The organism is Thioalkalivibrio sp. ALJ24 (genome assembly GCF_000377785.1).
In the GTDB taxonomy this organism is placed as follows: domain Bacteria; phylum Pseudomonadota; class Gammaproteobacteria; order Ectothiorhodospirales; family Ectothiorhodospiraceae; genus Thioalkalivibrio.
Genome location: NZ_KB898727.1, coordinates 42,497 through 62,094 on the forward strand (window position 1 = coordinate 42,497; position 19,598 = coordinate 62,094).

17 protein-coding genes are annotated in these 19,598 nt (G+C 69.9%); 2 read left to right on the forward strand and 15 right to left on the reverse strand.

Going from position 1 to position 19,598, the window contains the following annotated elements:
- Positions 1 to 37: 37 nt before the first annotated feature.
- From D571_RS0106120 to D571_RS0106175, 12 genes are all read right to left on the reverse strand, one after another.
- On the reverse strand, positions 38 to 1,333 hold the full coding sequence (locus D571_RS0106120) for an adenylosuccinate synthase (RefSeq protein ID WP_018935792.1): 1,296 nt from the start codon (positions 1,331 to 1,333) through the stop codon (positions 38 to 40).
- Positions 1,333 to 2,526 (reverse strand): ATP phosphoribosyltransferase regulatory subunit, encoded by a 1,194-nt coding sequence (locus D571_RS0106125; protein ID WP_018935793.1) that lies wholly within the window; start codon positions 2,524 to 2,526, stop codon positions 1,333 to 1,335. Before D571_RS0106125 ends, D571_RS0106120 begins: the two co-directional genes overlap by 1 nt.
- A 141-nt stretch (positions 2,527 to 2,667) precedes the next feature.
- Positions 2,668 to 3,567 carry a protease modulator HflC gene (gene hflC, locus D571_RS0106130; protein ID WP_018935794.1) on the reverse strand — a complete coding sequence of 300 codons (900 nt, stop codon included), beginning with the start codon at positions 3,565 to 3,567 and terminating at the stop codon, positions 2,668 to 2,670.
- On the reverse strand, positions 3,567 to 4,763 hold the full coding sequence (gene hflK / locus D571_RS0106135) for an FtsH protease activity modulator HflK (RefSeq protein ID WP_018935795.1): 1,197 nt from the start codon (positions 4,761 to 4,763) through the stop codon (positions 3,567 to 3,569). Before hflK ends, hflC begins: the two co-directional genes overlap by 1 nt.
- A 174-nt stretch (positions 4,764 to 4,937) precedes the next feature.
- Complete coding sequence (locus D571_RS0106140; protein ID WP_018935796.1) at positions 4,938 to 6,371, reverse strand: MBL fold metallo-hydrolase; 1,434 nt, start codon at positions 6,369 to 6,371, stop codon at positions 4,938 to 4,940.
- A 192-nt stretch (positions 6,372 to 6,563) separates the two neighbouring features.
- Complete coding sequence (gene hflX, locus D571_RS13625; RefSeq protein WP_083916875.1) at positions 6,564 to 8,000, reverse strand: ribosome rescue GTPase HflX; 1,437 nt, start codon at positions 7,998 to 8,000, stop codon at positions 6,564 to 6,566.
- Positions 8,001 to 8,035: 35 nt separating this feature from the next.
- The gene (gene hfq / locus D571_RS0106150) at positions 8,036 to 8,296 is read right to left on the reverse strand and encodes an RNA chaperone Hfq (protein ID WP_026287631.1); all 261 of its coding nucleotides are present in this window, start codon (positions 8,294 to 8,296) and stop codon (positions 8,036 to 8,038) included.
- Between the two features lie 72 nt (positions 8,297 to 8,368).
- On the reverse strand, positions 8,369 to 9,307 hold the full coding sequence (gene miaA / locus D571_RS0106155) for a tRNA (adenosine(37)-N6)-dimethylallyltransferase MiaA (RefSeq protein ID WP_018935799.1): 939 nt from the start codon (positions 9,305 to 9,307) through the stop codon (positions 8,369 to 8,371).
- Complete coding sequence (gene mutL / locus D571_RS0106160; RefSeq protein WP_018935800.1) at positions 9,307 to 11,220, reverse strand: DNA mismatch repair endonuclease MutL; 1,914 nt, start codon at positions 11,218 to 11,220, stop codon at positions 9,307 to 9,309. Before mutL ends, miaA begins: the two co-directional genes overlap by 1 nt.
- Before the next feature lie 166 nt (positions 11,221 to 11,386).
- Positions 11,387 to 12,811 (reverse strand): N-acetylmuramoyl-L-alanine amidase, encoded by a 1,425-nt coding sequence (locus D571_RS0106165; protein WP_018935801.1) that lies wholly within the window; start codon positions 12,809 to 12,811, stop codon positions 11,387 to 11,389.
- Positions 12,812 to 12,975: 164 nt separating this feature from the next.
- Positions 12,976 to 13,440, reverse strand: coding sequence for a tRNA (adenosine(37)-N6)-threonylcarbamoyltransferase complex ATPase subunit type 1 TsaE (gene tsaE, locus D571_RS0106170; RefSeq protein WP_026287633.1), 465 nt, complete (start codon positions 13,438 to 13,440; stop codon positions 12,976 to 12,978).
- 14 nt (positions 13,441 to 13,454) lie between these two features.
- Positions 13,455 to 14,981, reverse strand: coding sequence for a bifunctional ADP-dependent NAD(P)H-hydrate dehydratase/NAD(P)H-hydrate epimerase (locus D571_RS0106175; protein ID WP_018935803.1), 1,527 nt, complete (start codon positions 14,979 to 14,981; stop codon positions 13,455 to 13,457).
- On the opposite strand from D571_RS0106175, the gene queG reads away from it, so the two are divergent.
- A complete protein-coding gene (gene queG / locus D571_RS0106180) occupies positions 14,980 to 16,230 on the forward strand; it encodes a tRNA epoxyqueuosine(34) reductase QueG (RefSeq protein ID WP_018935804.1) in 1,251 nt (416 codons plus the stop codon). The genes D571_RS0106175 and queG overlap by 2 nt on opposite strands.
- A gap of 265 nt (positions 16,231 to 16,495) precedes the next feature.
- Here the strand turns inward: queG and pgeF are convergent, their stop codons facing one another.
- Both pgeF and rluD read right to left on the reverse strand, forming a co-directional pair.
- Positions 16,496 to 17,293, reverse strand: a complete 798-nt coding sequence (gene pgeF, locus D571_RS0106185) for a peptidoglycan editing factor PgeF (RefSeq protein ID WP_018935805.1) — start codon at positions 17,291 to 17,293, stop codon at positions 16,496 to 16,498.
- Complete coding sequence (gene rluD / locus D571_RS0106190; RefSeq protein WP_018935806.1) at positions 17,290 to 18,252, reverse strand: 23S rRNA pseudouridine(1911/1915/1917) synthase RluD; 963 nt, start codon at positions 18,250 to 18,252, stop codon at positions 17,290 to 17,292. Before rluD ends, pgeF begins: the two co-directional genes overlap by 4 nt.
- Positions 18,253 to 18,344: 92 nt before the next feature.
- Between rluD and D571_RS0106195 the strand changes: the two genes are divergently transcribed.
- Entirely contained in the window at positions 18,345 to 19,184 is an 840-nt protein-coding gene (locus tag D571_RS0106195) for an outer membrane protein assembly factor BamD (protein WP_026287635.1), read from the forward strand.
- A gap of 30 nt (positions 19,185 to 19,214) precedes the next feature.
- On the opposite strand, the gene D571_RS0106200 is transcribed toward D571_RS0106195, so the two are convergent.
- Positions 19,215 to 19,553, reverse strand: a complete 339-nt coding sequence (locus D571_RS0106200) for a P-II family nitrogen regulator (RefSeq protein ID WP_018870362.1) — start codon at positions 19,551 to 19,553, stop codon at positions 19,215 to 19,217.
- Positions 19,554 to 19,598 lie beyond the last annotated feature (45 nt).

The window sequence follows — 19,598 nt, forward strand, 5'->3', positions numbered from 1 at the left end:
ATGCCCGGCCTGCAGGGGCCGGACATGCGGACGGTCTTCATCCGCGGAACGGATCCCGCATGACCAGGGTCTCGTCGCGATCGGGCCCGGTAGAGATCATGTCCACCGGCACCCCCACCACCTCGGAGAGGCGCTCCAGATAGGCCCGCGCATTGGCTGGCAGCTTCGCGTATTCGCGCACGCCCACGGTCGACTCCTGCCAGCCCGGCATCTCTTCGTAGATCGGCGTACAGGAATCATAGGCCTCGGCCCCGGCCGGCGGGACCTCCACCCGACGCCCGTCAACGTCGTAGCCGGTACAGATCTGCACCGTCTCGAGCCCGTCGAGCACATCCAGCTTGGTCATGCACAGGCCGCTGATGCTGTTGACCGCCACCGCACGCCGCAGCGCCACCGCGTCGAACCAGCCGCAGCGCCGCGGGCGACCGGTGGTGGAACCGAATTCGTTGCCCCGGCGCGCCAGGTGCTCGCCCATGTTGTCGAACAGTTCGGTCGGGAACGGCCCGGCCCCCACCCGCGTGGTGTAGGCCTTGGTGATCCCCAGCACGTAATCCAGATCGCGCGGACCCACGCCGGAGCCGGTGGACGCACCACCGGCGGTGGTGCTGGAGGAGGTCACGAACGGATAGGTCCCGTGATCGATGTCCAGCAACGTGCCCTGGGCCCCTTCGAACATCACGTCACGGTCGGCCGCGCGCAGTTCGTGCAGGCGCCCCGCCACGTCCGTCACCATCGGCTTGAGACGCTCGGCATGTGCCAGGCACTCCTCCAGCACCTGCTGGTGATCCACGGTCGGCGCACCGAAATAGTGCTTCAGCGCGAAGTTGTGATAGTCCATCACCTCGCCCAGCTTGGCCGCCAGCCGCTCGCGGTGGAACAGGTCGTCCAGGCGCAGACCGCGGCGGGCCACCTTGTCCTCGTAGGCCGGCCCGATGCCGCGCCCGGTGGTCCCGATGGCCGCCTTGCCACGCGCCTTTTCGCGCGCATGATCCAGGGCGACGTGATACGGCAGGATCAGCTGGCAGGATTCCGACAGCCGCAGGCGCTCGGTGACCGGCACCCCGCGCCCTTCCAGCTCGTCCATCTCCTTGAGCAGTGCCTCCGGCGACAGCACCACGCCGTTGCCGATCATGCATTCCACGCCTTCGCGCAGGATCCCGGAAGGGATCAAATGCAGGACCGTTTTCTCGCCGTCGATCACGAGCGTATGACCGGCGTTGTGACCGCCCTGGAAGCGCACCACCGCCGCGGCATCTTCGGTCAGCCGGTCGACGATCTTGCCCTTGCCCTCGTCACCCCACTGACTCCCCAGTACGACTACGAAACGTCCCATCAGAGATCCACCACCGTCCATTGTCCGTTGCGGTATTCCAGCCGCGCCGTGGCTGCCGGGTCCTCGGCCTCGCCGCGCAGGGCACGAATGACCCGCCGACCCTGTTCACGCAGGGCCTGCACCGCCGCCTCGAGCTCCGGGTCGCTGCCCGCGGGCGCTACCACGCGGGTGCGAGGTGCCTCGGCCGGGGCCTCGCCCGCGTCGCCGTGGCGCAGCAGCTCGCGCAGGTCGGTACTGAAACCGGTGGCTGCGCGCGCGCGGCCGAACACCCGGCCGATATCGTTGTAACGCCCGCCGCGGGCGATCGCCTGACCGGAGCCGGGAACGAAGGCCGCGAACACCAGCCCGGTGTGATAGGCGTAGCCGCGCAGCTCGGCGATATCGAGATGCAGATCGACATCGGTCCCCAGCGCCTGCAGGGCCTCGACCACCGCCTGCAGGTGATCCAGCGCCGCACGCACCTCGGCCGGGGCCGGAGCCAGCACCGAACGCGCTTGCTCCAGCACCTCGGGGCCACCGTTGAGATCCGGCAGGGCACGCAGGGCGTCCGCCAGCGAGGGATCCAGGCCGCCGGCCCGCCATTCGGTCAGGGTCTGTTCGATCTCGGGAATGCTCTTGCGCTGCAGCTGATCGAAGAACGTCCGTTCCTGTGCGTCGTCGAGACGGGCGGCCCGCGCCAGGCTGCGGAAGATCCCGACATGCCCGAGATCCATGCTCGGCCGCCGGACGCCGCAGACCGCCAGGGTGGCCAGCATCAGCCGGATGATCTCGACGTCGGAATCCAGCCCGTCATGACCGAACAGCTCGGCCCCGGCCTGCAACGGACTGCGCGACCCGGACCACTCATCGGCCCGGGCACGCAGGGTCGTACCGACGTAACACAGCCGGTTGGCACCCTCGACATGCTGGCGATGGGCGTCGATGCGCGCCACCTGCGGCGTCAGATCCGCACGCACGCCCATCAGCCGCCCGGTCAGCTGGTCGGTCAGCTTGAAGGTCTGCAGATCGAGCTCATGGCCGGCACCGGTCAGGAGCGATTCCAGGTACTCCGCCAGCGGCGGCATCACCAGGTCGTAGCCCCAGACATCGAAATGGTCGAGCACGCGCCGGCGCAGACCCTCCAGACGCCGCGCCGATTCCGGCAGCGCCTCTTCCAGACCGTCCGGCAGCAGCCAGCGATTGATTTCCGTCATGTCATCCTTGCCTGCGCGGCCTGGCCCGTCCGCGGGCGGGCTGGCCAGAAAAAGGGCCCGCGCTGCGGGCCCGGCTTGTGGTTGGCGGCACCTGCCCGCACCGGCGCCGCCCCGCTGTCGGGGGCGGCGCCGGCCGTGCGATCACTCGGCGGGCTGAGGCAGCTGCGGAGCCCGGGGCGGACGTTCGCCGCCCGGGGCGTTGAAGAACTGGAAGAACTCCGAGTTCGGCTCCAGCACGAAGGTGCTGTTCTCGCCCTGCATGCTGTTGCGGTACGCGATCAGACTGCGGTAGAAGCGGAAGAAGTCTTCGTCCTCGCCAAACGAGGTCCCCAGGATCTCGGTGGCACGGGCATCCCCTTCCCCGCGGATCTCTTCCGAATCGCGATAGGCATTCGCCAGGATCACCGTCCGGTCACGGTCGGCACGCGAACGGATGCGCTCACCTTCCTCCTGACCGCGGGCACGGAAGTCCTGAGCCACACGTTCACGCTCGGCACGCATGCGATCGAACACCGACTCGGAGACCTCGTCCGGCAGGTCCATGCGCCGGATACGCACGTCGACCAGGTCGACCCCCAGCTCCAGCGCCGTCTCCAGCGCCGTCTGGCGCACCGCTCCCATGATGGTCAGGCGCTCGCCGGCCACCACGTCCTGCAGCTCGTAACGCGCGAACTCGTTACGCATGCCGTCGCGCAGGATCTGCGACAGGCGCTCCTCGGCCAGGCGCTCGTCACCGCGGGTGGCACGGTAGAACTGACCCACGTCGTTGATCCGCCACTTGGCGTAGAAATCGACGATGATGTTCTTCGCCTCGCTGGTCAGGAACCGGTCCGGCGGGATGTTCAGGGTCATGATCCGGGCGTCGAACTTCTCGACGTTCTGGATCAGCGGGAACTTGAAATGCAGTCCCGGCTCCTGGTCCACCTCGCGCAGTTCCCCGAGGGCGAACTTGATCACCCGCTCGCGCTCGTCAACGGTGTAGGTCGACAGGGCCACGATGATCGCGACCACCACGACCCCAATTCCGGCAATACGCAGCATCAGCGCACCTCCCGCGAGCGCAGGCGCTCGGTATCACGGTTCGACGGGGTCTCCACGCCGCTGCGTCGGGTATCCAGCGGCTGCGGGGTCGGCATGTCACCGTCCGCGGGACGGCCGGTCGCGCCGTGACCGGAGAGCAGCTCGTTCAGCGGCAGCATCATCAGGTTGCCGCTGCCGCCCACGTCCAGCATCAGCTTGTTGGAATCCTGCAGCACCGCTTCGACGGCCTCCAGGTACAGACGATCGCGGGTCACGTCCGGGGCCTGCTGGTATTCGACCAGCAGCTGATCGAAGCGCGACGCGTCACCCTCGGCACGTGCCACCACCTGATCGCGGTAACCCTCGGCCTCCTCGATGATACGCGCGGCCCGACCGCGGGCCCGCGGGATCACGCCATTGGCGTAGGCCTCGGCCTCGTTGCGGAAACGCACCTCGTCCTCACGCGCACGGATGGCGTCGGCGAAGGCCTCCTGCACCGCCTCCGGCGGCTGGGCCTGCTGCATCGAAACCGCGGTCACCACGATCCCCGCGCCATAGGCGTCGAGGTTTTCCTGCATGACCGTGCGGGTGGTCTGGGCGATCTCGCCGCGCCCCTCGCCAAGGATGAATTCAAGGTTGCCCTTGCCGACCCGCTCGCGGATGGCCGATTCCATCACCCGGTGAACCGTCGAGTCGGGGTCGCGCACGTTGAACAGGTAATCGACCAGATCGAGGATGCGGTACTGCACCGCGATATCCACGTCGATGATGTTCTCGTCGCCGGTCAGCATCAGCGCGCGACTCTCGATGGTGCGCACGTTGTCGACGTTCTCGACCTCCACCCGCTCGATGGGATAGGGCAGGTGCCAGCCGGGCCCCGGATTCTTCACTTCCTGGAACGCGCCGAAGCGCAGCACGACGCCGCGCTCGCCTTCCGAAATGATGTGAAAGCCGGAGGCCAGCCAGACGACCAGGGCGATGATCAGCCCGAGGCTGATCAGGGCCTGAGAGCCCCGCCCCATGCCGCCGCCACCAAGGCCGCTTCCGCCCTGGTTGCCGCCGCCAAACAGGCCATTGAGCTGCCGCGACAGCTTGCGCAGCATCTCCTCGAGGTCGGGCGGCTGCTGGCCGCCCCCGCCGCCGCTACCACCGCCGCGGTTACCGCCTCCCCCGCTCCAGGGGTCGCGGTTGTTATTTCCCGGTTCGTTCCAGGGCATGAATCAGGGACTCCGTCGATCGCTCGGGATGTGCCGAGAAGGCACAGGGAGCCGGTATTCTAGGGGGGCACCCGGGGGCGGGCAAGCGCACCCCTGCGGGAGTCGGGTTGAGGGAAGTCGATCCGCGGGCGATCGCGGGCCCCGCGGGGCCCGCGACGCGCCGGGGCGGACGGGTCAGGCCGCGTCGCGCCGCCCGGAAGAAGAGGCTTCTCCGACGCCGGCCGCTTCCCAGGCGCCCATGCCGCCGACCACGTTCATCACGTGGCGATGGCCCAGGCGCTGCAGGATGGAAGCCGCGACCGTGGAACGGTAACCGCTGCCGCAGACCACGGCCACCGGCTCTTCCGGATCGACGCCCGGGACGCCCTCACGGGTCTCCGCCACGGGGCGATGCACCGCCGCGTCGACGTGTCCCGCGGCGTATTCGGCCGGGGTGCGCACGTCCACCAGCCGGACCTCGCCGCGTGCCACCCGGTCCGCGGCTTCGCGGGCATCGACCTGGGCCAGAGTGTCCAGCGGCAGACCGGCCTCGGCCCAGGCGGCCATGCCGCCGCGCACGTAGCCGTCGATGTAGTCCCGTCCGGTACGGACCATGCTGCGCACGGCCTGTTCGATCACTGCGGGATCGCCACTGTCGTCGACCAAGACCACCGGACGGTCATCCGGCGTCACCCAGCCCGCCCAGTTGGCGAACGGGCCGCGGATACCGATGGCCAGCGCGCCGGGCACGTGGCCGCCGCCGAATGCCAGCGGATCGCGCAGGTCGATCACCGTGACCTCGCCGGCCTCGACCCGCCGCGCCACCTCGGCCGGCTCGATCGCCTGCATGCCCGGCAGCGGGATGACGTCCTTCGGGCCCTCGGAGTTGATGCCCTTGTTGCGCGGATAGAAGTCCGGGATCTCCGGCAGGCCGTGCAGCAGCTTCTCCACGAAGGCGTCTTCGCTCAGCGACGGGTCCAGATACGGGTTGGTCGCCCGCTCGTAACCCAGGGTGGAGACGGGACGCCCGGCCATGCCGGCGCCGCAGGCGGAGCCCGCCCCGTGCCCCGGGTGGACTTCCACACCGTCGGGCAGATCGGCCAGCTTGTCGCGCACACTGGCGAACATCTGCCGCGCCAGCTCGCGCTTGGCCTCCTCACCCAGCAGGTCGGGCCGGCCCAGCGAGCCGACGAACAGGAAGTCGCCGGTGATCAGTGCGATCGGTTCATCACGCGACCGTGCCCCGTCGAACACCACGAACATCAGATGTTCCGGCGTATGCCCGGGGGTATGCCGGACCTCGATGCGCACGTTGCCGATGTCGATGCGGTCCCCTTCGTGCAGATCCTCGTGCGGGAACTGCACCCGGAAATGCTCGCCGGCGTCGTAGCCCGAGAGCATCAGCCGCGCCCCGGTCTTGTCCGCCAGCTCGCGGGCGCCCGAGGCGAAGTCGGCGTGGATATGGGTATCCATCACGTACGCGATGCGATAGCCATGGTCCCGCGCATAGTCCAGGTAGACGTCCACATCGCGCTGCGGGTCGATGACGGCGATCTCGCCGCTGCCCTGACAGCCGACCACGAACGAATGCTGTGACAGCCCGGAATCCACGAAGCGTTCAAAGATCATCGTTCTACCTCCTTTCCCTGCAGACAGTGCAGGTGTTGCCCATTACTTGACTATTTTGGTCAGTTATTAGGGCAAAAGTTCCCGAAAGGGATTTCTGATAGACATCTTCAATGGAAGAGGGCCTGCACTACCGCCACCGCCCCCGTGGGGTGCCAGCGCGATGACGCGCATTGATCCGCGTTTGCCGGGCGATCAGGCGCCGGACCCCGGCGCCGACTCGCTCGCACGGACAGCCGGCGCGCCATCGCCGCCCGCGTCAACGGATCCCGGCTCCGGCCCGTGAGAGTCACCGGAACCGTCCCCGGGGCCGTCGCTACCGGACCCGTCGCCGGCTCCCAGGAAGGCCGTGTCCGGATCCAGCCCCGCTTCGCGAAACAGATCCTGGAACCGCCGCTCCGGCAGCTGCACGCGCAGGCGGATCGTCCCCTGCTCGCCGGTCTGTTCGGCCTCCACGGCGTTCTCGTCGTACAAAAGGGCCCGCAGGCGTCCGGCCGAGGGTGGCAGCTCCACCCAGCCACGGCGCATGGATTCGGTGAAAGACTCGGCCAAACGCTGGTACAGCCGCTCCACGCCTTCGCCGGTGCGCGCCGACAGCCAGAAGGCCTCCTCGCCCTCGCCACCGGCAAAGCGCTCCGCCGTCTCGTCGTCCCGCTCCGGCAGGGTGTCGATCTTGTTGTAGATCCGCCAGCAGGGCACGTCCTCGGCGCCGATCTCCGCAAGCACGTCCTCCACCTGGGCGATGTGGCGCTCGCGCTCCGGATCGGCGGCGTCGATCACGTGCAAAAGCAGCGCCGCCTCGCGGGTCTCGGTCAGGGTCGCCTTGAAGGCCGCCACCAGTTCGTGCGGCAGGTCGCGCACGAAGCCAACGGTGTCCGCGAGGATCACCGACTGGTGCGGCGCCAGATCCAGCCGGCGCAGGGTCGGATCCAGGGTGGCGAACAGCTGGTCGGCCTGATAGACGTCCGAATCCGTCAGGCGATTGAACAGGGTCGACTTGCCGGCATTGGTGTAGCCCACCAGCGAGACGGTCGGCACCTCGTTGCGCAGGCGCGCCTGGCGCCCCTGCTCGCGCGTGCGCTCGACCTTCTCCAGACGTCGCTCGATATGCTTGATGCGCGCCGCCAGCAACCGGCGATCGGTCTCCAGCTGGGTCTCCCCGGGCCCGCGCAGGCCGATCCCGCCCTTCTGCCGTTCCAGGTGGGTCCAGCCACGCACCAGCCGGGTGGACATGTGACGCAGCTGCGCCAGCTCCACCTGAAGCTTGCCCTCGTGGGAACGCGCGCGCTGGGCGAAGATGTCGAGGATCAGCCCGGAACGGTCCAGCACCCGGCACTGCAGGTGCTTCTCCAGATTACGTTCCTGGCTGGGCGAGAGCTCGTGGTTAAAGATGACCAGATCGGCCTCGTGCGCCACCACCTGCTCGCGGATCGCATCCGCCTTGCCCGAGCCCACGAACAGGCGCGGGTCGGGCCGGTCGCGCGAGCCGGACTCCACGGCCGCCACGTCGGCCCCGGCCGAGCGCACCAGTTCCTCGAATTCCTGCAGCTGGACTTCGAGGTCGGTCGCCCCGCCGATGGCCAGAGCCACCAGCACCGCACGGTCACCTCCGGTCTGAGGTCGCTCAAACAACGACGGGCCACCCCCGCATTGCAGAACGCCCGCGCCTAGTCATCAGCGTGCTCCCCGGTGGCCCCGGCACCACCTTCATCCATCGGCATCCGCACCTGCCGCGCCGGCACGATGGTGGAGATCGCGTGCTTGTACACCATCTGCGACACCGTGGAGCGCAGCAGCACCACGAACTGATCGAAGGACTCGATCTGCCCCTGCAGCTTGATGCCGTTCACCAGATAGATCGAAACCGGGATCCGGTCGCGGCGCAGTGCGTTGAGAAAGGGTTCCTGCAGCATTTGCCCTTTGGCCATCGGTACATTCCCTGGTTGCATTCATCGAGGCCCGCGCCGCGGGCCGGAACCTGTAAAAAGAGTAGCATATCGTCAGCCGGCCGCCGGATCCGCGGCCAGCGCCGCCAGCGCCTGTTCGACATCGGCGTTCTCCGCCGCCAGGCGCGCATGCAGCGGGAAGCGCCGCAGACCGGTCAGCTGACGTTTGGCCAGCTGGCGGGTCGCGGCAATCGCGTGGGTGCGGAATGTGGCGAAATCGATCTCGCCGTCCAGCCATTCCCAGCCCTGGCGGTACCCCACCGCGCGCTGCGACGGATGCTCCGCGGTCAGACCGGGACGTGCCCGCAGGGCGCGCAGTTCATCCACAAACCCCGCCTGCAGCATGGCATCGAAGCGTTCGGCAATCCGCGCGCGCAGACGTTCCCGATCCTGTGGCCACAGGGCCAGTGCCCGCCAGCCCTCCGGCAGACGCGCCTCGCCCCCCTGCTGAAAGCTCGACAGCGGCTGCCCGGTCGCCTCGAACACCTCCAGCGCGCGCAGAATGCGCTGTGGGTCGTTGGGGTGGATGCGTACGGCCGCGTCGGGGTCGGCCGCCTGCAGGGCGCGATGCAGCGCGGCCGACCCCTCGTGTTCCAGGCGCGCGCGCACCGCCTGACGCACCGCCTCCGGCACCGCAGGCATGGGGTCGATCCCCTCCAGCAGGGCACGCAGGTAGAGCAGGGTCCCGCCGGCCAGCAGCGCCACGCGCCCGCGCGCATGGATCGCGCGGATGCAGGCGCGGGCATCCTCGGCGAAGGCCGCCGCGTTGTAGGTCTCTTCCGGATCGCGGATATCCAGCAGGTGATGGGGCACCTGCGCGCGTTCCCCGGTATCCGGCTTGGCCGTTCCGATATCCATGCCGCGGTAGACCTGCGCCGAATCGACGGTCACGATCTCGGCATCCAGACGCTGCGCCAGCGCCAGCGCCAAGGCGCTCTTGCCAGTGGCCGTGGGGCCGGCGAGCAGCACCACCGGCGGCAGGGCGGTCGCCATCAGCGTCCGCGCATGAACAGCTCGTCAAGGGCGGCATGATCCAGTTCCACCCAGGTCGGCCGCCCATGATTGCACTGTCCGCTGCGCTCGGTGGCCTCCATGTCGCGCAGCAGCTGGTTCATCTCCGGCAGGGTCAGGCGGCGTCCGGAACGCACCGAACCGTGGCAGGCCATGGTGCTCAGCACTTCGTTGGCCGCCGCCTCGGTACGCTGGCTGTGGCCGCTCTCGGCCAGATCCCCCAGTACGTCGCGCAACAGCGAGCCCGCGTCGCGCCCGCGCAGCAGCGCGGGCGCCGCACGCAGGCGCAGTCGCTCGGGACCGCAGCGGTCCACTTCGAAACCCAGGCTCGCCAGGGTGTCCGCCTGCTCTTCGGCCCGCTCGGCCTCGTCCGGAGTGACTTCCACCTCTTCCGGCACCAGCAGCGGCTGGGCGGTCACCCGCTCGCGGTCCCACTCGCGCTTGAGCCGCTCGTAGGTGATGCGCTCGTGCGCGGCATGCATGTCCACCAGAACCAGGCCGCGGGCGTTCTCGGCGAGCACGAAGGTCTCCGCGACCTGGCCGATGGCGAACCCCAGCGGCGGCATCTCCGCGCCGTCCGTGCCTTCGCCGGGAGCGGTGTTCACCCCGGCATAAGCGGGTGCCGCGCGCTCGCCCACGGCGGCGCCGGCACCCTCCGGAGGACGGAACGCGGCCCAGGCCGCGGCAAATCCGTCACCGCGTCCCGGGTCCTCGCGCCCGCCGCACCCAGTGGACGGAACGGGGCGCCCGCTGCCGCGTGCCGGACCGTCACCTGGTGGCACGCCTTCAAGAAGGCCCGGTCGCGACGGCCCGCGGGCCTCCGGACGCGGCTCGCTCGCCGAAGCGGCAGCAGGACCACCGGCGGACATCCCCGCCCCGGCGGCCTCCGTGCCCTGACCGGCCTTCGCCTGTCCCAGCGCGGCATGCAGGGCGTGAAAGATAAAGTCGTGCACCATCCGCGACTCGCGAAAACGCACCTCCTGCTTGGTCGGGTGGGCGTTCACGTCCACCTGGGCCGGATCCAGCTCCAGCTCGAGCACGAACATCGGATGGCGCCCGTGGTAGAGCACGTCCTGGTAGGCCTTGCGCACGGCGGCGGTCAGCACCCGGTCGCGGATCGCGCGGCCGTTGACGAAGAAGTACTGCTGATCGGCCTGGGCCCGCGAGCGCGCCGGGGCACCCAGCCAGCCGGACAGCACCAGCCCGGCGCGCTGCTCGTCCACCGGCAGGGCATCCGCCAGAAACGCCTCGCCCAGCAGGGCCCGTACGCGCGCCGCCGGATCCCCGGGCTCCGCCGGAAGGTCCAGGGTCACGCGGTCGTTGTGGCGCAGCATGAAGCCCACTTCGGGGTGCGCCGCCGCCAGGGTACGCAGTACCGATTCGCAGTGTCCGTACTCGGTGCGCTCGGTGCGCACGAAGCGCCGCCGCGCGGGCACGTTGAAGAACAGGTCGCGCACCTCGACGGTGGTACCGGGAGGATGCGAGGCCGGCATCACCTCGCCGAACACGTCGGAGCCATCGCCGGAGAGCTGCCAGGCGTTGCGCGCGCCCGGCACCGCCGAGGTCAGGGTCAGACGCGCCACCGACGAGACCGACGCCAGCGCCTCCCCGCGAAACCCCAGGGTGTGCAGCGACTCCAGGTCTTCCATGCTGCCGATCTTGCTGGTCGCATGACGTGACAGCGCCAGCGGAAGCTCCTCGCGCGCGATGCCACCACCGTCATCGGTAACCCGGATCAGCCGCGTCCCGCCCTGTTCCAGGCGCACCTCGATCCGCGACGCCCCGGCATCGAGGGCGTTCTCCACCAGCTCCTTGACCACCGACGCCGGGCGTTCGATGACCTCGCCGGCCGCGATCTGGCTGATCAGCTGACTGGAGAGTTTCTGGATGCCCACGTCGCACTCCATCGGGAAAGGTCAGCGGCGGTATCGAGCGATCGCCGCCGGCCGCGATTCTACCGGCAAGTGCTACGGCACAACAGGAACGGGGCGGGCAAATCGCCCCCGAGGAACGCCGCCAACGGGACAGGCCCGTCAGCATGAGAGGGCGGCAGGGAGCGCCTCAGCTGCCGCGCGAAGGGACTTCCAGCACCTGGCCGGTGTAGATCGTGTCGCCGCTGACGCCGTTGACCTCGCGCAGCCGGGACGGGGACACGCTGTAGTTTTCCGCGATCCCCGAGAGCGTCTCCCCCGGACGGATGATGTGCTTCTCCATGTCCTCGCCGCCATCGGCGATCAGCGTCCCCGGACGCGCGTGGGTCGAGAAATAGGCCCGCAGGCCGGTCAGCAGGGCCTCGGCCAGCGACTGCTGGTAGCTGGAGCTGCGCAGGCGGCGCTCGTCCTGCGGATTGGAGATGAAACCCGCCTCCACCAGGATGGACGGCACGTCCGGAGAACGCAGCACCGCGAAATTGGCCCGCTCGACCTTCGGCCGGCGAACCTTGCCGACCCGGTCCAGCTCGTCGATCATGCGTTCGGCCAGGGTGGAACTCGCCTCCAGGCTCCCGCTCTGGGCGAGATCCAGCAGCACGTTGCTGAGCGAGTCGTCCTTGCCGTTCATCGGCACCCCGCCCAGTCGCAGGTCGGCCTGGTTCTCGCGCTCGGCGAGGAAGCGCGCGGCCTCGCTGGACGCCCCGCCCTCCGACAGCATGTACACCGAAGAGCCGTTGACGCTGGAATCGGGGAAGGCGTCGGCATGGATCGAGACGAACACATCCGCGTCGGCCTCGCGTGCACGGTTCACGCGTTCGCGCAGGGGCAGGAAGTAGTCGCCGGTGCGGATCATCTCGGCCTTCATGCCCCATTCGTCCTCGATCAGCTCGGCCAGCCGCTGCGACACCTCCAGCGCCACGTCCTTCTCGCGCGTGCCGCCGGGGCCGATCGCGCCCGGGTCGTGCCCGCCGTGCCCGGCGTCGATGGCCACGATCACGTCGCGCAGGTCTTCCTGAGAACGGCCGCGACGCGGTTCGGCGCCCTCGTCGTCATCGGCCGGTGCACGGGAAGTGCCCGAGGAAGACTTGCGGGTCAGGTCCAGCACCAGGCGGTGGGGCGAATCCTGGGCGGGCATCAGCTGGAAGCTGCGCGGATCCACCGGCTCGCGCAGATCCAGCACCACGCGCAGGTCGGAACCGTTGCGCGGCGCATGGCGCACGCCTTCGATCACCGAACGAGGATGGTCATTGATCTCCAGCGTGGCATCCGTGTTCGCATTGGCAAGGTCCACCACCAGGCGATCCGGAGACTGCAGGTGGAACAACTCGTAATCCGCCTCGCCTTCCATGTCGAACACCAGGCGGGTGGTCTCACCGTCCACCGACATGCGCAGCCGCTCCACGCGCGACCCGGCCGCCGCCGGCAGCGGCAGCCCGGCCAGGCTCAGCGCCCCCAGACCGCCCAGGGCCCGCAGCAGCTGGCGGCGATTCGGATCGATCTCGGAACGGTGACGGGCCACGCGAACACCCCACGTAATCAGGGACTCCACACTCATTGTGGACAGATCCTCTGAAAAAGCAACCCGGAATGTCGCCATTTTTTAGGAAGATATCCGCACTTCTGCGTGCACCCTCCCAAGTGGTGACGAATGGTCAGGCAGTCCCTCTCCGGCCAGAAAACACCACATGTTGTGCCCACCAAAAGAGGGGCATCCCAGATCTACCCCGACGCCGACCCGTCCGCCAGAGCCGCCCGGCAGGCATCCGCCGCCGGCCCTTCCAGGAACATGCGACGACCGTCACCCGCGTCTTCCGCATGTCCGGACAGACGCACGCGCAGATCGGGCTCCGGCAACCAGCCCCGTCCGCGTTCCGGCCATTCGATCAGCCACAGCGCCCCGGGCGCGTGGAGTTCGCGCACGCCCAGGTATTCCAGTTCCTCCGGGTCGCCGAGCCGATAGAGATCGAAATGCAGTATCGTCCCCGAATCCAGCTCGTAGGACTCGACCAGGGTGTAGGTCGGGCTCCGCACCGGACCGGCGTGCCCCAGGGCCCGCAACAGGCCACGCACCCAGGTAGTCTTGCCCGCCCCCAGATCGCCCTCCAGATAGACCGTGCGCACGCCTTCCACCCGCGCCAGCGCGGCCCCGGCCGCCTCGGTGGCGCGGGTGTCCGGCAGGTCGATCGGCCCGGCCTCAGTCACCCCTGCCCCCCGGCGGCGGCCGGCAGGGCGTCGATCAGATCGCCCGCCAGCATACCGATATCGCCGCCCAGCCGATGCGCCGCGACCCGCGCGGCCGCCGCATGCCAGGCCGCCCCGGCACGCGCCGCACCGCGGGCGCCCAGCCCCTGCCCGCGCAGCGCCGCGATGATGCCGGTCAGGGCATCGCCGCAACCCGGGGTCGCCATCCCGGGATGCCCTCCGGTCACGCAGTCGTACGGCCCCTCGCCGGCATCGGCGACCAGGGTGCCCGCGCCCTTCAGCAGCACGGCGCCGCCGAAGCGCGCAACCAGCTCGCGCAGCCGGGTCGGGCGGTCCGCCTCCACCGCTGCCGCCTCCAGGTTCAGCAGGCGTCCGGCCTCGCCCGGATGCGGCGTCAGCACCCAGTCATCCGAGCGCCGCGGGGTCTGCGCCAGCAGGTTGAGGGCATCGGCATCCACCACCAGCGGGCGGCCGGAATCCGCGGCCGCCAGCCACAGTTCCCGCCCCCACGGACCCTGGTCCAGCCCCGGGCCGATCGCCACCGCATCCGCCCGTTCCAGCCAGCGCAGCAGTTCCGGACCTTCGCTCACCCCGCGCACCATGATCTCGGGGCGGTCACTGCAGACGAAGGCCGCATGTTCGGGATGAGTCAGCAGGGTCACGCGCCCGGCCCCGGCACGCAGGGCCGCGGTCGCCGCCAGCCGCCCCGCCCCGGCGAACCCGGGGGCACCCCCGACGACCATCACGTGGCCGGCATCGCCCTTGTGCGCCCCGGGCCGCCGCCGCGGCAGCCCCGATCGCCAGTGCCCGGGGCCGACGCGCCGCGCGGTCGGCGCGAAGCTCTCCACCAGCGAGTGCGGCAGATCCAGCGGTGCCACGCTGACGGCCCCCGCGTGATCCACCGCGGCCCCGGTATGCAGCCCGGGCTTGTCGGCAATGAACGTCAGGGTGCGCGTGGCCCGCACCGCCTGGCCGCGCAAGGCCCCGCTGTCGGTATCCACGCCGGACGGCACGTCGGCCGCCAGCACCGGGAGGCCGGCGCGATTCAGCCGTTCGATCACGTCACCGTACCCATCGGTCAGCGGGCGCTGCAGACCGATACCGAACAGCGCATCCACCCACAGCTCCGCAGTGGCGGGCTCGAACGTCTCCAGCGGGTGGATTTGGCCCCCACTTTCCTCCCACAGACGCCGGGCCCGCTGCCCGTCCGACTCCTCCCGCGCCCGCGAGGACCCCGCGTGCAGCACCACCTCCAGTCCGGCCGCCCGCGCGCGGCGGGCCAGCACGAAACCGTCGCCGCCGTTATTGCCGGGGCCGCAGAGCACCCCGATACGGGTCACCTCCGGCCAGCACGCACGCAGATGTTCCAGCAGCGCCGCCCCGGCCCGGTCCATCAGCTCGCCCGGCGCGATCCCGGGCAGGGCCATGGCGGTGGCATCCAGCTCGCGCATGGACGCACTGTCGAACAGCGGTTCACCGAACACGGGGCTGGCCGGCGACGGGGGTGCGGGGGCATCATTCATGTCCGTTTCTCTCCTTGCTGGCCTGTCGATCGTGCCTGAGCATCCCGACCCGCGCCAATGCGCCGAACTCGCCGATCGCATCCGCCAGTGGGGACGCGAACTCGGCTTCGCCGACCTGCGCATCGGCCCGGCGCGGGTCCCCGAGGCCGACCGTCGGCAACTGAACACCTGGCTCGAACGCGGCTCCCACGGCGACATGCAATGGATGGCCGATCGCGCGTCGCTGCGCCATGACCCCGACGCGCTGGTTCCCGGAGTGCAGCGCATTATCAGCGTGCGCATGGATTACTTCCCGCCCCGCACCCGCCGCCCCGCCGCCCAGCTGGCGGATCCGCAGGGCGCCTATGTCTCACGCTATGCCCTGGGCCGCGACTACCACAAGCTGCTGCGCAAGCGACTGACCGAACTCGGCCGCCGGATCGAGGCCGAGGCACCGCACGGCTACCGCGCCTTCACCGACAGCGCGCCGGTGCTGGAGAAGGCACTGGCGCAGCAGGCGGGCCTTGGCTGGATCGGCAAGCACACCAACCTGCTGGCCCGCGGGACCGGCTCCTGGTTCTTCCTCGGTGAACTGTTCACCGATCTGCCGCTGCCGGTCGACCCCGGTCCGGGCGAGGACCACTGCGGGAGCTGTCGCGCCTGCCTGGACGTGTGTCCCACGCAGGCGTTCCGCGGCCCGCACGACCTCGATGCGCGACGCTGCATCTCGTATCTCACCATCGAGCTGAAAGGATCGATCCCGGAAAACCTGCGCCCGCTGATCGGCAACCGCATCTACGGCTGTGACGACTGCCAGCTGGTCTGCCCGTGGAACCGCTTCGCCGAGGTCGCGGCCGAACCGGATTTCGTCGCCCGCCATGGCCTCGACAGCGCCTCGCTGGTCGAGCTGTTCGCCTGGGACGAGGCGACCTTCCTCGAACGCACCGCCGGCATGGCGATCCGCCGCATCGGCCACGAACAATGGCTGCGCAACCTGGCCGTGGCGCTCGGCAACGGACCGGCCACCGATCAGGCGCGCGAGGCCCTGGCCGCGCGCGCCGACCACCCGTCGCCACTGGTGCGGGAGCATGTAACCTGGGCCCGGACACGCCTGGACGAACGGGCCGCCGGCCGGCTCGCCGAACCGCCGGCCATCCCGGTGAAGGCGCTCACTCGCGCACCGGTGGACCCGGCCGCAAGGCCCGCCAGCATCCCCGCCCCGGAGGCCGGCACCGGGACGCCCCACGAGGACCCCACGAGCGGTTCCTAGGGAAACACTGATCAATGTACACGCTCGCGCTCGAGTCGCTTTTGCGTGCGAACAAGGCGCGGCGACCGCCGTGCAGTTATTCTGCACAAGGAAGCCGCAACGCCGTGCGCGCGCAAAAGCGGCCGAGCCCCTACGGGGTTGGGCCCCGGGTTCCCCGATCCGGCGTTGCGCCGCTTGCGGGTAGAACCACTACCCGCTGCACGACGCGCCTTGTCTCGGAAAACCCGGGGCACCAACGCGAGCGTGTACATTGATCAGTGTTTCCCTAGGCTCCGGCCTCCGGCCGAATCCAGACCAGGCTCGCGAGGCGCCCGGTCGTGCCGTCGCGACGATACGAGAAGAACCGCTCGGGATCGCTGAAGGTGCATTCGCCACCGCCATGCACGGCCACGCCCGCGCGCTGCAGGCGATCGCGCGCCAGCGCCTCCAGGTCCGCCAGCCAGGGCCCGCTGCGTGCGGCCGCTTTGAAAGCGCCGGTCATGTGCGGCTGCACCGCCAGGAACCGCTCGCGCACCTCCGCGCCGACCTCGAAGGCTTCGGGGCCGATCGCCGGCCCCAGCCAGGCCTGCCAGACCGCCTGCGGACAGGCCTCTTGCAGCGCCGCCAGCGTGGCCTCCAGGACCCCGTCCACCAGCCCGCGCCAGCCGGCATGCGCCGCCGCCACCGCCTCCCCGCCGGTACCGGCGAACAGCACCGGCAGGCAGTCGGCCGTCTGCACCGCGCAGACCCGACCGGGCCGGGTGGTCATCACCGCGTCGGCCTCCACCGGCGCACCGGCGGCGGCCAGGTCTTCCGCGCGCACCACCCGCGTGCCATGCACCTGCGCCGGCCAGTGCAGCTCGGCACCGGGCACGCCCCGCGCGGCCACCGCCCGCGCCAGACGGCGCCGGTTCCCGGCGACCCGCTGCGGATCATCCCCGGTATGCAGCGCGAGATTCAGGCTGGCCCATACGCCCTCGCTGATTCCGCCGGCGCGGGTGGTCTGCAGGGCCCCCACCGCCGGACCGACGGGCCAGTCGGGCGTGATCAGAACCTCGTCATACAGCGCGTCAGCGGCGTTCATGCCTGCGCCTCCGCGTGCGCGGCATCCGCGCGCAACACCTCCAGCAGCGAGGCGAAATCCGCGGGCAGCGGCGCCTCGAAGGCCTGCGCCTCGCCCGTGGCGGGGTGACGGAACTCCAGGCGCGCGGCGTGCAACGCCTGACGCGGGAAGCCATTCACGACCTCCCGGGCCGACTCGTCCATCCCGCGCACCGGTCGCGGCCGGCCGCCGTACACCGGGTCACCCACCAGCGGGTGACGCAGATGCGCCATGTGCACGCGGATCTGGTGGGTACGCCCGGTCTCCAGACGCGCGTTCAGCAGGGTGTGGCCACGAAAGCGTTCCGCAACTCGGTAATGCGTGGTCGCGGGCTTGCCCGCCGGGTTCACCGCCATGCGCTTGCGATCGACCGGATGCCGGCCCACCGGCGCATCCACCGTGCCCCCGGCGATCACCCGGCCGTGAACCAGAGCGCGGTATTCGCGGTGCACGCTGCGCTCCTGCAGCTGACGCACCAGGGCGGTCTGCGCCTGCGCGTTGCGCGCGACCACCATGAGGCCGGTGGTGTCCTTGTCCAGGCGGTGCACGACCCCGGCGCGCGGCAGCACGCCGACCTCGGGCGCGTGGTGCAGCAGCGCGTTGACCAGGGTCCCCTGCCGGTGACCGGCCGCCGGGTGCACCACCAGCCCCGCCGGCTTGTCGATCACCAGCACGTGGGCATCCTGGTACCGAATGTCCAGGTCGATGGGCTCCGGCACATCCTCCAGCGACGGCGTCTCCGGCGGCGCCAGCTCCACCGTCTCGCCGCCGCGCACCGGCGTGCGCGGGCGGGGCTGGCCCCCGTCCACCCGCAGGTCGCCGGCCTTCAGCCACTGCACCAGCTGACTGCGCGAGTACTCCGGGAACAGCCGAGCCAGGGCCGCGTCCAGGCGCTGACCCGCCTCGTCCTCGGGCAGGACTGCCCGGCGTGCTTCGCTCATGTCCCGAACCTCCGCGGGCCGGCCGCGTCAATCATCGTCAATGGTGTAGAATCCGGATCTCATCCGCGTACAACGGTTCGCAAGAGGTGTCCGTGTTTCCAGCTTCCGCCCTGCCGCGCCTGCTCGTCATCCTGATTGTGGCCCTGCTCCTGGCCGGCTGCGAGGGCTGGCGCGATGACCCGACCGCCGACTGGTCGGCCAGCCAGCTTTACGGCGAGGCCAAATCCGCCCTGGATCAGGGCAACTACAGCCAGGCCGTGGAGTACTACGAACTGCTGGAGGCCCGCTACCCGTTCGGCCGCTTCGCCCAGCAGGCGCAGATCGAGATCCCCTACGCCTACTACAGGGCCGGAGAACCGGAGCCGGCGCTGGCGGCGGTGGATCGCTTCGAGCAGCTCAACCCGCGCCACCCGAACCTCGACTATGCCTACTACCTGCGGGGCCTGATCAATTTCAACCGCGATCAGGGCTTCCTCAGCAACGTGTTCCCCAAGGATCCGACCGAGATGGACCCGGAACCGCTGATGCAGGCCTACGAGGACTTCGACCGCCTGATCCGGACCTTCCCGGACAGCCCGTACAGCGCCGACGCGCATCCGCGCATGGTGTTCATCCTCAACACCCTGGCCGCGCACGAACTGCGGGTCGCCGAGTTCTACATGGAGCGCACCGCCTGGGTGGCCGCCGCCGAGCGCGCGCGCCACGTGCTGGGCCACTATCCCAATGCTGATGTGATGCCGCAGGCCCTGTCCGTGCTCTACCACTCGTATCGCGAGCTGGGGCTGGACGACCACGCGGATGCCGCCCTGAGCGTGCTGGAACTCAACGATGCCGACGCCGCCGTCGCGGTGCGCGGCGGCGAGCATCTGTCCCTGGACGTGGATCGCGGAGGCCTCTGGCGCGCCTTCGACCGCCTGCCATTCTTCAACTGAACGGCGAGGGCCCCGACTTCGGAGGTGGCTTCAGAGGGCCTCGCTGCCCTCCTCGCCGGTGCGGATACGCACCACGCGATCCATGTCGGAGACAAAGATCTTGCCGTCCCCGATCTTGCCGGTGCGCGAGGCCTTCACGATCGCGTCGATGCAGGCATCCACGCGGTCATCGTCCACCACCAGCTCCAGCTTCACCTTGGGCAGGAAGTCGACCACGTATTCGGCCCCGCGGTAGAGCTCGGTGTGGCCCTTCTGCCGGCCGAAACCCTGGACCTCGGTGGCGGTCATCCCGGCGATGCCCATCTCGGTCAGGGCCTCGCGAACGTCTTCCAGCTTGAACGGCTTGATGATCGCCTCGATCTTCTTCATGCAAATCCCCTGGTTGCCCCGCCCGGGCGGGCCCGGTGCGGGCGA